Annotated in this window: 13 protein-coding genes; all 13 read right to left on the minus strand. The window is 65.5% G+C overall.

Features of this window, described 5'->3' with window-relative positions:
- Positions 1-33: 33 nt before the first annotated feature.
- The 13 genes from DCG74_RS25960 to nuoE are packed head-to-tail and all read right to left on the minus strand — an operon-like array spanning position 34 to position 14364.
- The gene (locus tag DCG74_RS25960; protein ID WP_172783537.1) at positions 34-1704 is read right to left on the minus strand and encodes a ribonuclease J; all 1671 of its coding nucleotides are present in this window, start codon (positions 1702-1704) and stop codon (positions 34-36) included.
- The gene (locus DCG74_RS25965; RefSeq protein WP_172783536.1) at positions 1704-2510 is read right to left on the minus strand and encodes a biotin--[acetyl-CoA-carboxylase] ligase; all 807 of its coding nucleotides are present in this window, start codon (positions 2508-2510) and stop codon (positions 1704-1706) included. Before DCG74_RS25965 ends, DCG74_RS25960 begins: the two co-directional genes overlap by 1 nt.
- Before the next feature lies 1 nt (position 2511).
- Positions 2512-3948, minus strand: a complete 1437-nt coding sequence (gene nuoN, locus DCG74_RS25970) for an NADH-quinone oxidoreductase subunit NuoN (RefSeq protein WP_172783535.1) — start codon at positions 3946-3948, stop codon at positions 2512-2514.
- Between the two features lie 22 nt (positions 3949-3970).
- Positions 3971-5479 carry an NADH-quinone oxidoreductase subunit M gene (locus DCG74_RS25975; protein WP_172783534.1) on the minus strand — a complete coding sequence of 503 codons (1509 nt, stop codon included), beginning with the start codon at positions 5477-5479 and terminating at the stop codon, positions 3971-3973.
- Positions 5480-7582: an NADH-quinone oxidoreductase subunit L gene (nuoL, locus tag DCG74_RS25980; protein WP_172783533.1), complete on the minus strand. Its 2103-nt coding sequence runs from the start codon at positions 7580-7582 to the stop codon at positions 5480-5482.
- Between the two features lie 8 nt (positions 7583-7590).
- Positions 7591-7899 (minus strand): NADH-quinone oxidoreductase subunit NuoK, encoded by a 309-nt coding sequence (gene nuoK, locus DCG74_RS25985; RefSeq protein ID WP_008547737.1) that lies wholly within the window; start codon positions 7897-7899, stop codon positions 7591-7593.
- The gene (locus DCG74_RS25990) at positions 7896-8534 is read right to left on the minus strand and encodes an NADH-quinone oxidoreductase subunit J (protein WP_172783532.1); all 639 of its coding nucleotides are present in this window, start codon (positions 8532-8534) and stop codon (positions 7896-7898) included. Before DCG74_RS25990 ends, nuoK begins: the two co-directional genes overlap by 4 nt.
- Before the next feature lie 9 nt (positions 8535-8543).
- Positions 8544-9038 carry an NADH-quinone oxidoreductase subunit NuoI gene (nuoI, locus tag DCG74_RS25995; RefSeq protein ID WP_210268102.1) on the minus strand — a complete coding sequence of 165 codons (495 nt, stop codon included), beginning with the start codon at positions 9036-9038 and terminating at the stop codon, positions 8544-8546.
- An 8-nt stretch (positions 9039-9046) separates the two neighbouring features.
- On the minus strand, positions 9047-10114 hold the full coding sequence (gene nuoH, locus DCG74_RS26000; RefSeq protein ID WP_172783531.1) for an NADH-quinone oxidoreductase subunit NuoH: 1068 nt from the start codon (positions 10112-10114) through the stop codon (positions 9047-9049).
- A gap of 10 nt (positions 10115-10124) precedes the next feature.
- Positions 10125-12200, minus strand: coding sequence for an NADH-quinone oxidoreductase subunit NuoG (gene nuoG, locus DCG74_RS26005; protein ID WP_172783530.1), 2076 nt, complete (start codon positions 12198-12200; stop codon positions 10125-10127).
- 5 nt (positions 12201-12205) lie between these two features.
- On the minus strand, positions 12206-13531 hold the full coding sequence (nuoF, locus tag DCG74_RS26010) for an NADH-quinone oxidoreductase subunit NuoF (protein ID WP_018320146.1): 1326 nt from the start codon (positions 13529-13531) through the stop codon (positions 12206-12208).
- A 15-nt stretch (positions 13532-13546) separates the two neighbouring features.
- A complete protein-coding gene (locus DCG74_RS26015) occupies positions 13547-13753 on the minus strand; it encodes a hypothetical protein (protein ID WP_172783529.1) in 207 nt (68 codons plus the stop codon).
- Positions 13753-14364 (minus strand): NADH-quinone oxidoreductase subunit NuoE, encoded by a 612-nt coding sequence (gene nuoE, locus DCG74_RS26020; RefSeq protein WP_172783528.1) that lies wholly within the window; start codon positions 14362-14364, stop codon positions 13753-13755. Before nuoE ends, DCG74_RS26015 begins: the two co-directional genes overlap by 1 nt.
- Positions 14365-14366: the final 2 nt, after the last annotated feature.

Below are 14366 nucleotides of genomic sequence, written 5' to 3' on the forward strand. Positions count from 1 at the left end.
CCCTCAGAGCGTGATCCGGAGACCACGCCTAATCTACACCGTCAGGACATGTACCAGACAGGGGGGCTTTTTGCCCCAATGTTCGTTGATCACGGCCCGGACAGCGCGTCGCACCGACTCGGCTAGAGCGTCCGGATCGCGGCGGCGCGCCCGCGGCAGGCCTTCGATGGTCAACATCACGGCATCGAAGACGATGTCGTCGAAGGTCTCGCCGGCCCTGTTCTTCTCGGGGATGCCGACCAGATCGACCTCGGGTTCGTCGACCAGCTCCCCCTGGGCGGTCATGGCGATGGCGACGAAGGCGCAGCCGGAGAACGCCATGCGCCGGCGCTCGATCACGGCGCGCGACTTGGAATCCTCCAGGATCGTGCCGTCCTTGTAGAGACGGCCCGATGGCACTTCGCCGACGATGCCGGGATCGCCGGGTCCGAGCTTGACGAGGTCGCCGTTGCGGCAGACCAGCACGCGCGGCACGCCGGCGGCGCGGGCGAGCTTGGCGTGCTCGTGCAGATGCAGGGCCTCGCCGTGGACGGGGATCAGGAGCTGCGGCTTCACCCAGGAGATCAAATCGCGCAGCTCGTCGCGGCGGGGATGGCCGGAGACGTGGACCAGCGCATCGCGGTCGGTGATGACCTCGACACCCTGCAGCACCAGATTGTTGATGATCGAGCCGACCGCCTTCTCGTTGCCGGGAATGGTCCGCGAGGAGAAAATGACGCTGTCGCCGCGGTTCAGCGTGATTTCGGGATGGTCGTCATTGGCGATGCGCGCCAGCGCGGCGCGCGGCTCGCCCTGGCTTCCCGTGCACAGCGCCAGCACCTTGTCCTGCGGCAGATGGCCGTAGACCTCGGGCGAGCGGAAGTTCTGCACGCCGTCGAGATAGCCGGTCTCGCGCGCGACCTGCACCACGCGCTCCATGGCCCGGCCGACCACGACCACCTCGCGGTCCGCGGCTTTCGCCGCGTCAGCCACCGCTTTGACGCGGGCGACGTTGGAGGCGAACGTCGTCACCGCGACGCGGCCCTTGGCGGATTTCACGAGGTCGATGATGGTGCTGGCGACCTCGGCCTCCGAGGGCGAACGGCCGTCGCGCACCGCATTGGTGGAATCGCCGATCAAAGCGAGCACGCCCTGCTCGCCCAATTCGCGCAGCCGCTTCTCGTCGGTCGGGGCTCCCAGCGTCGGGGTCGGGTCGATCTTCCAGTCGCCGGTGTGCAGCACGATGCCGGCGTCGGTGTGGATCGCGAGCGCATGCGCTTCCGGAATCGAATGCGCGACGGGAATGAACTCGACGTTGAACGGCCCGATATCGACGCGGCCGCCCGACGGCACCACAGTGACCGGAATCTCGGGCGCATTGCGCTCGGCGGCGCATTTGGCCTCGAACAGCGCGGCGCTGAACCTGGTGGCGTAGATCGGGCATTTCAGCTTCGGCCAGAGGTCGATGATGGCGCCGAAATGGTCCTCATGGGCGTGCGTCAGAACCAGGCCCATCAGGTTCTTGCGCTCCTTCTCGAGGAAGGAGATGTCGGGCATGATCAGGTCGATGCCCGGCAGATGCTCCTCGTCGCCGAAGGAGACGCCGAGATCGACCGCGAGCCAGGCGCGCTGGTGACGGTTGCCGAGGCCGTAGATCGACAGGTTCATGCCGATCTCGCCGACGCCGCCGAGCGGCGCAAACACCAATTCGTCGGGCCTTGCCATCACGCAGCTCCCACCGAGGCGACGGGGCCGAAGAACACCTCGCCCGCCGCCACCGGCACAAGGCGGCCCTCCGCGGTGCGGACGATCAGGCAGCCGGTGTCGTCGATGGTGTCAAAAACACCTTCCAGCGTCGTGGTTCCCGTGTGGATCGCAACCTTCTCGCCGAGGCCGGCGGCGCGCTCCAGCCAGAGCTTGCGGATCTCGGCAAAGCCGCGGCCATTGTCCCAGATGCCGCGAAACTCGACCCAGGCGTCGGAGAGGGCCGCGAACAGCTCCTCGGCGCTGATCTGGACGCCGAGGCCCGCCAGCGACACGGCGGGCGTCGGGGTGCCCTCGGGCGCGGCGACCACATTGGTGCCGATGCCGACGACGACGGCGAGGCCGCTACCGACGGCCTCGGCCTCGAGGCCAATGCCGACCAGCTTCTTGCCGCCGGCGAGCACGTCATTCGGCCATTTCAGCGCGTAGCGGGGCCGGCCTTCGCCGAGACGGAGCGCCGCCTCGAGGCTCACCTTCTGCAGGGCGGCCTCCTCGGCCAGCCCTGCGGCAAAGCCGAGCGTGGCGGCGACGGCCGGGGCGACGTCCATGACTTCGAGGATGCTGGCGGCGAGATTGCCGCGCGGCGCGATCCAGGCGCGCTGGCGGCGGCCGCGGCCGGCGGTCTGCTCGGAGGTCACGAACCACATCGGGCCGCGTTCGCCGGCGCGGGCGTGCTCGATCGCCTCGGTGTTGGTCGAGCCGGTCCGCTCGAACGCCGCGAGCTTGTAGCCCGCGGCCGATGCGCGAGGACCGAGCGCGAAGGCCATCCTAGAACAGCGACTTTGCCGCGGCGGAGGCGACGCTCACCACGGGCCCCGCGAACAGGGCAAACAGCAGGTTGAACAGACCCGCGACCGCCAGCACCGTCCGCACCTCGATGCGCACCGGATCGACCTGGCCGGCCGGCTCGTCGAAATACATCGTCTTGACGATGGCGAGATAATAGTAGGCGCCGACGACGCTGGTCAGCACGCCGATCACGGCAAGCGTGAACAGGTTCGCCTTGATCGCGGCGACGAAGACGTACCATTTGGCGAAGAAGCCGGCGAGCGGGGGGATGCCGGCGAGCGAGAACAGCAGCATCGCGAACATGAAGGCGAGCAGCGGATTGGTGCGCGACAGGCCGGCGAAATCGCTGATCTGCTCGACGGCCTGGCCGTTGCGCTTCATGGCGAGGATGATGGAGAACGAGCCGAGCGTCATCGCGACATAGATCACGATGTACATCAAGACGCCCTGCGCGCCCTCAACCGTGCCGGAGGCGAGGCCGACCAGGGCGAAGCCCATGTGGCCGATCGAGGAATAGGCCATCAGGCGCTTGATGTTGCTCTGGCCGATCGCGGCGAAGGAGCCGAGCGCCATCGAGGCGATCGACACGAACACCAGGATCTGCTGCCACTGCGAGACGATGCCGGGGAATGCGGTCAGCGTGACGCGGGTGAAGACGGCAAGCGCGGCGACCTTCGGCGCCGAGGCGAAGAAGGCGGTGACCGGGGTCGGCGCGCCCTCGTAGACGTCAGGCGTCCACATATGGAACGGCACGGCCGAAACCTTGAAGCAGAGGCCGACGAGCAGGAAGACGAGGCCGAACACCAGGCCGACATTCGAGACCGTCGCGGCCGCGGCGATGCCGGTGAAGCTCACGGTGCCGGTAAAGCCATAGACCAGCGATGCCCCGTACAGCAGCATGCCCGAGGACAGCGCGCCGAGCACGAAGTACTTCAGGCCGGCCTCGGTCGACTTGGCGTTGTCGCGGTTCGAGGCCGCAACGACATAGAGCGCCAGCGACATCAGTTCGAGACCGAGATAGAGCGAGATCAAGTCGCCGGCCGAGATCAGCACCATCATGCCGAGCGTCGAGAGCAGCACGAGGATGGCGTATTCGAAGATGCGGCGCGACGGGTCGGACAGGAACTCGGTCGACAGGATCAGCGTCACGGCCGAGCCGATCAGGGCCAGGATCTTCATGAAGCGGGCGAAGTCGTCGACGATGAAGCTGCCGCCGAACGTCACCTGCTTGCCCGCGGGCTGCATGTAGACGAGCGCACCCACCACGATCAGGAGCACCACCGCCAGCGACGTGACGGTCCTGGTCGTCTCCTGCCCGCGATAGGCCCCGAGCATCAGAAGCGCCATGGCGCCGACCGCGAGCACGAGCTCGGGCAGCACCGGCGCCAGTTGATAACCTGCAGTCGAAAAGCTCATGGCGATATCCTGACCTGCCCGATCACTGGAGCAGTGCGGCGGCCTTCACGGCCGTCACGGCGGTATTGTAATTGTTGACGAGTTGCTGGACCGAGGCGGCCGACATGTCGAGCACCGGCTTCGGATAGACGCCGAACAGGATCGTCAGCGCGATCATCGGGAATAGAATGACGCACTCCCGCAAGGTGAGGTCCTTCATGCTCGCCAGCGACGGCTTGGTCAGCGCCCCGAACACGACCTTGCGGTAGAGCCACAGCGCGTAGCCTGCCGAGAGGATCACGCCGAAGGTGGCGAAGAACGCGGTCGGGATCGAGACCTTGAACGTGCCGAGCAGCGTCATGAACTCGCCGACGAAGCCGCTGGTGCCAGGCAGACCGACATTGGCCATGGTGAACACCATGAAGGTCATCGCATAGAGCGGCATCCGGTTGACGAGGCCGCCATAGGCCGCGATCTCGCGGGTGTGCAGGCGGTCGTAGACGACGCCGACGCAGAGGAACAGCGCGCCGGAGACGATGCCGTGCGAGATCATCTGGAACACGCCACCGGCGACGCCCTGCATGGTGCCGGCGAAGATGCCCATGGTGACGAAGCCCATATGCGCGACCGAGGAGTACGCGATCAGCTTCTTCATGTCCTCCTGCATCAGGGCCACCAGCGAGGTGTAGATGATGGCGATGGCCGAGAGCGTGAAGATCAGCGGCGCGAAGTCGTGCGAGGCCAGCGGGAACATCGGCAGCGAGAAGCGGAGGAAGCCGTAGCCGCCCATCTTCAGCAGGATCGCGGCGAGGACCACCGAGCCCGCGGTCGGCGCCTCGACGTGGGCGTCGGGAAGCCAGGTGTGCACCGGCCACATCGGCATCTTCACTGCGAACGAGGCGAAGAAGGCCAGCCACGCCCAGGTCTGCAACGACCGCGGCACGGCGGTGTGCATCAGGGTCGGGATGTCGGTGGTGCCGCCGTTCCAGTACAGCGCCATGATGGCGAGCAGCATCAGGACCGAGCCGAGCAGCGTGTAGAGGAAGAACTTGAACGAGGCATAGACCCGGCGCGGACCGCCCCAGACGCCGATGATCAGGAACATCGGGATCAGGCCGCCCTCGAAGAAGAGGTAGAACAGCACCAGATCGAGCGCCGAGAAGGTGCCGATCATCAGCGTTTCCAGGATCAGGAACGCCATCATGTATTCGCGGACGCGACTCGTGATCGCCTTCCAGCTCGCGATGATGCAGAACGGCATCACGGCGGTGGTCAGGATCACCAGCGGCAGCGAGATGCCGTCGACGCCCATGTGGTAGGTGATGCCGGTGGCGAGCCAGTTCGCCTTCTCGACGAACTGGAAGTCGGGATTGGCGGGGTCGAAGCGCATGACCAGGATCACCGACACCGCGAAGGTGATCAGCGTGGTCCAGAGCGCGATCCAGCGCGAATTGCGCCGCGCCGCCTCGTCATCACCGCGGCTGAAATAGACGATCAGCGCGCCGACCAGCGGCAGGAACGTCGTGACCGAAAGAATGGGCCAGGTTGTCATTTACTGGCCTCCAAAGCCGAACATGAACCAGGTGATCAGGCCGGCGGCGCCGATCAGCATGGCGAATGCGTAGTGATAGAGATAGCCGGTCTGGATTTTCACGACGTTGCGGGTGACGTCCAGCACGCGGGCGGAGACGCCGTCGGGGCCGAAGCCGTCGATGATGAAGCCGTCGCCCTTCTTCCAGAGCTGGTAGCCGATCCACTTCGCCGGACGGACGAAGATGAGGTCATAGAGCTCGTCGAAGTACCATTTGTTGAGCAGGAACTGGTACAGCATCGGCTGCTCTTGAGCGAGCCGAACCGGGATGTAGGGCCGCCGGATGTAGAACAGGTACGAGACGAGGAAGCCCAGCACCATCATCACCGTCGGCAGGAAGGCGATGGTCTGCGGGATGTGGTGCATCTCCTCGATGATGTGCGGGTTCATCTTCACGGACTCGCGGAAGAATTCCTCGACGCCGTGGCCGGCGAACAGCTCCTTGAACGGCAGGCCCGCGACGAACGAGCCGACCGCGAGCACGCCGATCGGGATCAGGATCCAGAGCGGAGCCTCATGCGCGGCCTCGTAATGATGCTCGTCATGCGGCTCGCCGTGGAAGGTCTTGAAGATCAGGCGCCAAGAGTAGAACGAGGTCAAGCCGGCGGCGATCACCGTCATCAGGAAGCCGTACACCCCGAACGGATTGTGCGAGGCGTAGGCGGACTCGATGATCGCGTCCTTGGAGAAATAGCCGGCGGTGAGCGGGAAGCCGGTCAGCGCCAGCGTGCCAACCACCATCACCGCATAGGTGTAGGGGATCTTCCTCCAGAGGCCGCCCATGTTGCGGATGTCCTGCTCGTGGTGCATCGCGTAGATCACCGAACCGGAGCCCAGGAACAGCAGCGCCTTGAAGAAGGCGTGGGTGAACAGGTGGAACATGCCGACCGAATAGGCCCCCGCCCCCATCGCCACGAACATGTAGCCGAGCTGCGAACAGGTCGAGTAGGCGACGATGCGCTTGATGTCGTTCTGGACGAGACCGATCGTGGCGGCGAAGAACGCCGTGGTCGCGCCGAAGAACATCACGACGGCCTGGGCGGTCGGCGCGAGCTCGAACAGCGGCGACAGGCGCGCCACCATGAAGACGCCGGCGGTGACCATGGTCGCGGCGTGGATCAGCGCCGACACCGGGGTCGGACCTTCCATCGCGTCCGGCAACCAGGTGTGCAGCAGGAACTGCGCCGACTTGCCCATCGCGCCCATGAACAGCAACAGGCAGGTCAGGGTCAGGGCGTCGGCGTGCCAGCCGAGGAAGTTGATGGTCTTGCCGGTGAGGCCGGGCGCGGCGTGGAAGATGGTCTCGAAATCGGTCGAGCCGACCAGCATGAAGATCGCGAAGATGCCGAGGGCAAAGCCGAAGTCGCCGACGCGGTTGACCACGAAGGCCTTGATGGCGGCGGCGTTCGCCGAGGGCTTCTGGTACCAGAAGCCGATCAGCAGGTAGCTGGCCAGACCCACGCCCTCCCAGCCGAAGAACAGCTGCACCAAATTGTCCGCGGTCACCAGCATCAGCATGGCGAAGGTGAACAGCGAGAGATAGCCGAAGAAGCGCGGCCGGTACGGGTCCTCGTCCATGTAGCCGATGGAATAGAGGTGCACGAGCGAGGACACGGTCGTGACCACCACCAGCATCACGGCCGTGAGCGTGTCGACGCGCAGCGTCCACCAGACCTGGAGGTCGCCGGAGAAGATGAAAGGCAGCAGCTGGATCCGGTAGTCGTGATGCATGAAGCCGACATCGACCAGGGTCATCCAGGACAGCGCGGCCGAGACGAACAGCAGCCCGGTGGTGATCAGCTCGGCAGCGCGCGAGCCCGCCGCAGGCGGCTCGGTCGGTCCGTGGCCGTGATCGTCGTGCCCGTCGCCGGGCTCGTGATGGGTCTCGTGGATGACGGAGGCGTCCTCGTTGATCGTGGCGGACGCATGAGCGTGCGCGTGACCATGGTCGCCGTGATGCTCGACCTCGTCGCCCGAGGGGTTGCGGGCATGCGCGCCCACAAGCGCGATCAGGCCGGCCAGAATGGCGCCCAGCAGAGGCAGGAAAACGATCGCCTGAACCATTTGAGAGCTCAGCCCTTCATCAAATTGACGTCCTCAACCGCGATCGAGCCACGGTTGCGGAAATAGACCACCAGGATGGCGAGACCGATCGCAGCTTCCGCAGCCGCGACCGTCAGCACCAGCAGCGCGAAGACCTGCCCGACGATGTCGCCGAGGAAGGTCGAGAACGCCACGAGGTTGATGTTGACCGAGAGCAGGATCAGCTCGATCGACATCAGGATGACGATGATGTTCTTGCGGTTCAGGAAGATGCCGAGGATGCCGAGCGTGAACAGGATCGCGCCGACCGCCAGATAATGTCCGAGCCCGATCGTCATTTCACCCACTCCGCAGCATCCGCGTCCGAGAGCCCCTGCCCCGGCGCCACCTTGCGCATCGCCATTGCCATGTCGGGCGTGCGTGCGTTCTGAACGTTGATGTCCTGCCGCTTGACCTTCGCCTTATGGCGCAGCGTCAGCACGATCGCGCCGATCATCGCAACCAGCAGCACCATGCCGGCGAGCTGGAAGTAGTGGATGTACTTCGTGTAGAGCACGAGCCCGAGCGCCTCGGTGTTGGAGACGTTGGGCGGGATCGCCGCCGTGATCGTCTTGGAGACGCCGGGGTTGATGACCCAGAAGCCGACGGTGAGCAGCAGCTCGAACAGGAAGATGCCGCCGATCACGAGGCCGACCGGCAGGTACTCGATGAAGCCCTCGCGCAGCTCGAGGAAGTCGACGTCGAGCATCATGATCACGAACAGGAACAGCACCGCGACCGCGCCGACATAGACGACGATCAGCATCATGCCGAGGAACTCGGCGCCCATCAGCACGAACAGGCCGGAAGCGTTGACGAAGGCCAGGATCAGGTACAGCACGGAGTGCACGGGATTGCGCGAGACAATCACCATCACCGCCGAGGCGACGCAGATGCCGGCGAACAGATAGAAGAACAGCGCGGGAAGGATCATGCCCTCACCTCACCGGTACGGCGCGTCGAGCTCGATCGCCTTCGCGATCTCGCGTTCCCAGCGGTCGCCGTTGGCGAGCAGCTTGGCCTTGTCATAATAAAGTTCCTCGCGGGTCTCGGTCGCGAACTCGAAGTTCGGGCCTTCGACGATGGCATCGACCGGACAGGCCTCCTGGCACAGGCCACAATAGATGCACTTCACCATGTCGATGTCGTAGCGCACGGTGCGGCGGGTGCCGTCGTTGCGGCGCGGGCCGGCCTCGATGGTGATGGCCTGCGCCGGGCAGATCGCTTCGCACAGCTTGCAGGCGATGCAGCGTTCTTCGCCGTTCGGATAGCGGCGCAATGCGTGCTCGCCGCGGAAGCGGGGCGAGATCGGGCCCTTCTCGAACGGATAGTTCAGGGTCGGCTTCGGCTGGAAGAAATAGCGCATGGCGAGAAAGAACGCCGAGACGAATTCCGACAGCAGAAGCGAGCGTGCAGTGGCGTTGACGTTGATACCCATGACGGCCCTCACTTCGGCGCGATGCCGGCGAAATGCAGCACGCCGGCCACCACGATCACCATCGCCAGCGACAGCGGCAGGAACACCTTCCAGCCGAGACGCATCAATTGATCGTAGCGGTAGCGCGGCACGATCGCCTTCGCCATCGCGAACAGGAAGAACATGAAGAACAGTTTCAGCGAGAACCAGATGATCCCCGGCACCCAGTTGAAGGGCGGCAGGTCCACCGGCGGCAGCCAGCCTCCGAGGAACAGGATCGTGGCCAACGCGCACATCGTGACGATCGCGACATACTCGCCGAGCATGAACAAGAGGTATGGCGTCGAGCCGTACTCGACCATGAAGCCGGCGACGAGCTCGGACTCCGCTTCGACGAGGTCGAAGGGCGGACGGTTGGTTTCCGCCAGCGCCGAGACGTAGAACACCACGAACATCGGGAACAGCGGCCAGACATACCAGTTCAGGATGGTCAGCTGCGGCAGCCCGATCAGGCTGGCAAGGCCGCGGGCATGCTGGGCCTCGACCACGGCCGAGAGGTTCAGCGTGCCGGCGCAGAGCAGCACGGTGATGATGACGAAGCCGATCGAGACTTCGTAGGAGACCATCTGCGCCGCCGAGCGCAGCGCGGCCAGGAACGGGTACTTCGAGTTCGACGACCAGCCGGCCATGATGATGCCGTAGATCGACAGCGACGAGATCGCGAAGATGAAGAGGACGCCGACATTGATGTCGGAGATCACCCAGCCGAGATTGGTCGGGATCACCGCCCAGGCCGCGAGCGCGAGCACGCACGACACCAGCGGCGCCAGCAGGAACACGCCCTTGTTGGCGCCGGCCGGAATGATCGGCTCCTTCAGCACGAACTTGAGCAGGTCGGCGAAGGATTGCAGCAGGCCCCACGGGCCGACCACGTTCGGGCCACGGCGGATCTGCACCGCCGCCCAGATCTTGCGGTCGGCGAGCAGGATGTAGGCGATCGCCACCAAGAGGACGACGAGCACAAGGACGCTCTGGGCGACCATGATGATCAGCGGCCAGAGGAACCCGGTCCAGAATGCGCTTTCGAAGAATTCCATCAGATCACGCTCACTCTGCTGCGGTCAGCATGTGCCCGGAGGCGAGGCGCGAGCATTCCGCCATCACGGCGGACGCACGCGCGATTGGGTTGGTCAAATAGAAGTCCTCGACCAGGGGCTTGAACGGCGCCTTCTCGGGCGAGCCGCCCTTCCCCGCAAGCTTCTTGATCTGCTCGGCGGAGCCGGCCTCGATCTGGTCGAGACGGATCAGATGCGGCACGGCCTTGAACACCGCCTGGCGCAGAGCGCTGAGCGAGTCATAGCCGAGCTTCTTGCCGAGCGCTTCCGACAGCGCGCGGATGATCGCCCAGTCCTCGCGGGCTTCGCCCGGCGGGAACGCGGCGCGACCGGTCATCTGCACGCGGCCTTCGGTGTTGACGTAGATCGCGGACTTCTCGGTGTAGGCGGCCGCCGGCAGGATGACGTCGGCGCGATGGGCGCCGCGGTCGCCATGGGTGCCGATATAGACGACGAAGGTGCCATCCGGCGCCTTGATCTCGTCGGCCCCGAGCAGGAACAGCAAGTCCAGCGTGCCGAAGGTCGTCATCTGCGCGGCATTCAGGCCGCCTGAGGTTGCGGCAAAGCCGATGTCGAGCGCGCCGACGCGCGAGGCGGTCTCGTGCAGCACGCCAAAACCGTTCCAGCCGTCCTTGACCGCGCCGACGTCGAGCGCGAGCTTGGCGGCGGCGGCGAGGATGGCGGCACCGTCGTGACGGGCGGCCGCGCCCGCGCCGACCAGGATGATCGGGTGCTTGGCGTTCTTCAGCACGTCCATGAAGGAGTGCTTGCCGGCCGCGAGCTCACCCAGCGTCTCGGTGCCGGCACCGAGGTGGTCGTAATCATAGGTCAGGTCGGGCTTGGCACCGATCACGCCGACCTTGAAGCCACCGGCGCGCCAGCGTTTGCGGATGCGGGCGTTGAACACGGCCGCCTCTTTCCGCGGGTTCGCGCCGATGATGAGCAGCGCGTCGGCCTGCTCGACGCCGGCGAGCGTCGGATTGAAGATGTAGGAGCCGCGGCCGAGCGCGGGGTCGAAGGCATCGCCGCCCTGCACCGCCAGATTGCTCGAGCCGTACTTGGCCAGCAGGTCCTTCAGCGCGAACATCTCCTCGACGCCGGCGAGATCGCCTGCGATCGCACCGATGCGCTTGCCGTCGGTGCGCGCCGCCTTGGCGGCGATCGCGGCGAAGGCCTCGGTCCAGCTTGCCGCGCGCAGCTTGCCCGCCTCGCGGATATAGGGCCGGTCGAGACGTTGGGTGCGCAGGCCGTCGACGACGTGGCGGGTCTTGTCCGAGATCCACTCCTCGTTCACGGCCTCGTTGATGCGCGGCAGGATCCGCATCACCTCACGGCCGCGGGTGTCGACGCGGATCGCAGAACCAAGACCGTCCATGACGTCGATCGACTGGGTCTTGCCGAGCTCCCACGGGCGCGCCGCGAAGGCATAGGGCTTCGAGGTCAGCGCGCCGACCGGGCAGATGTCGACGAGGTTGCCCTGCAGTTCCGACGTCAGGGCGTGCTCGAGATAGGTCGTGATCTCCATGTCCTCGCCGCGCCCCGTCGCGCCCATCTCGGGCGCGCCGGCGACTTCCGCCGAGAAGCGGACGCAGCGCGTGCACTGGATGCAGCGGTTCATCGAGGTCTTGACCAGCGCGCCGAGATATTTGTCCTCGACCGCGCGCTTGTTCTCGGCGAAACGGCTAGTGTCGACACCATAGCCCATTGCCTGGTCCTGCAGGTCGCACTCGCCGCCCTGGTCGCAGATCGGACAATCCAAGGGATGGTTGATCAGAAGAAATTCCATCACGCCTTCGCGCGCCTTCTTCACCATCGGCGAACGCGTGGAAATCTCCGGCGGCTCGCCCTTGGGGCCTGGACGGCAGTCGCGCACGCCCCAGGCGCAGCTCGCGACCGGCTTCGGGCCGCCCTTCACCTCGACGAGGCACATCCGGCAATTGCCGGCGATCGACAGCCGCTCGTGATAGCAGAAGCGCGGAATCTCGGCGCCGGCCGCCTCGCACGCCTGAAGCAGCGTGTACTCGGCGGGGACATCGATCTCTTTGCCGTCGATGATGAGCTTGGTCATGTCTCTTACTCCGCCGCGACCATGTTCACGGGATCGCGGACGCCGATATCGTCGACATCGGCCTTGTGCGAATACTGGTCGATGCGCGCTTCGATCTCGTGACGGAAATGCGCGATCAGGCCCTGGATCGGCCAGGCCGCCGCGTCGCCGAGCGCGCAGATGGTGTGGCCTTCGACCTGCTTCGTCACCTCGAGCAGCATGTCGATCTCGCGCTTGTGGGCGCGGCCTTCGGCCATGCGGGTGAGGACGCGCCACATCCAGCCCGTGCCCTCGCGGCACGGCGTGCACTGGCCGCAGCTCTCATGCTTGTAGAAATAGGAGATGCGGGCAATCGCACGGATCAGGTCGGTCGACTTGTCCATCACGATCACGGCGGCGGTGCCGAGGCCCGAGCGCAGCTTGCTTAAGGAGTCGAAATCCATCGGCGTGTCGATGATCTGCTCGGCGGGCACCATGCGCACCGACGAGCCGCCGGGGATCACGGCCTTGAGGTTGTCCCAGCCGCCGCGAATGCCGCCGCAATGCTTGTCGATCAGCTCACGGAACGGGATGCCCATGGCCTCTTCGACGTTGCAAGGCCGCTCGACATGGCCGGAGATGCAGAAGAGCTTGGTGCCGACATTGTTCGGGCGGCCGATGCCGGCGAACCACGCCGCGCCGCGGCGCAGGATGTCGGGCGCAACCGCGATGGACTCGACGTTGTTGACGGTGGTCGGGCAACCGAACAGGCCGACGTTGGCCGGGAACGGCGGCTTCAGCCGCGGCTGGCCCTTCTTGCCCTCGAGGCTCTCGAGTAGCGCGGTCTCCTCGCCGCAGATATAGGCGCCGGCGCCGTGGGCGACGTAGATGTCGAACGGCCAGCCGTTGACGTTGTCCTTGCCGACCAGCTTGGCCTCATAGGCCTGGTCGATCGCGGCCTGCAGATGCTCGCGCTCGCGGATGAACTCGCCGCGGACATAGATGTAGCAGGCATGCGCGTTCATCGCGCAGCTCGCGATCAGGCAGCCTTCGATCAAGAGATGCGGATCGTGCCGCATGATCTCGCGGTCCTTGCAGGTGCCGGGCTCGGACTCATCGGCGTTGACGACGAGATAGCTCGGCCGGCCGTCGGTCGATTCCTTCGGCATGAAGGACCATTTCAGACCGGTCGGGAAGCCGGCGCCGCCGCGGCCGCGCAGGCCCGACGCCTTCATCTCGTTGATGATCCAGTCGCGGCCCTTGTCGATGATGTTCTTGGTGCCATCCCAGGCGCCGCGGCGCCGCGCACCCTCGAGCCCCCAATCGTGGAGGCCGTAAAGGTTCTTGAAGATGCGGTCCTTGTCCTCGAGCATATCAGTGCTTTCCGATCAACGATTGGACTGCTTGTAGGCAAGTCCGGCGGCGCAGATGCCAAACGTCAGCGCCCAGAGCGAAGCCGATTCCAGCGATGCGTTCAGGCCGAAGCGCTGCAGCAGGAAGATGAAGGCGGCCGCCACCACGGCGTGCATCGCGATGAAGCCCCACTTCTTCATGCCAACGCTCCCCTGCGCTATCGACGAAGCGAGATCACGCATCAGGTGATCTCCTTCAGCGTGGTCGGTCCGGTGATCGGCGCCGAGAACTGGCGGCCGTTCTGCGGACCGGGCTTCGGCGGATTGCCCGAAGCGAAGCCGTCGAGCACCTTGCCGAAGGTTTCCTTGGTCAGGTCCTCATAGGTGTCCTTGCCGATCAGCACCATCGGCGCGTTCACGCAGGCGCCCAGGCACTCCACCTCTTCCCAGCTGAAATTGCCGTCCTTGGAGAGATGGAAGGGCTCGTGATGGATGCGGTGCTCGCAGACGTGGATCAGATCCTCGGCGCCGCGCAGCCGGCACGGCGTGGTGCCGCAGACCTGGACGTGAGCCTTCTTGCCGACGGGGGCGAGCTGGAACATGGTGTAGAAGGTCGCGACCTCCAGCACGCGGATATAGGGCATGTCGAGCATGTCGGCGATGACGCGGATCGCGGCTTCCGACACCCAGCCCTCGTTCTGCTCCTGCGCGCGCCAGAGGATGGCGATGACCGCGGAGGCCTGACGTCCGGCGGGATATTTCGCGATCTGTTGCCGCGCGAATGCGAGGTTCTCCTCCGTGAACGCAAAGCTCGCGGGCTGGACTTCCTTCGGTGCTAATCGGCGAACGGACATAG

The sequence above is a fragment of the Bradyrhizobium sp. WBAH42 genome (assembly GCF_024585265.1).
GTDB lineage: Bacteria > Pseudomonadota > Alphaproteobacteria > Rhizobiales > Xanthobacteraceae > Bradyrhizobium.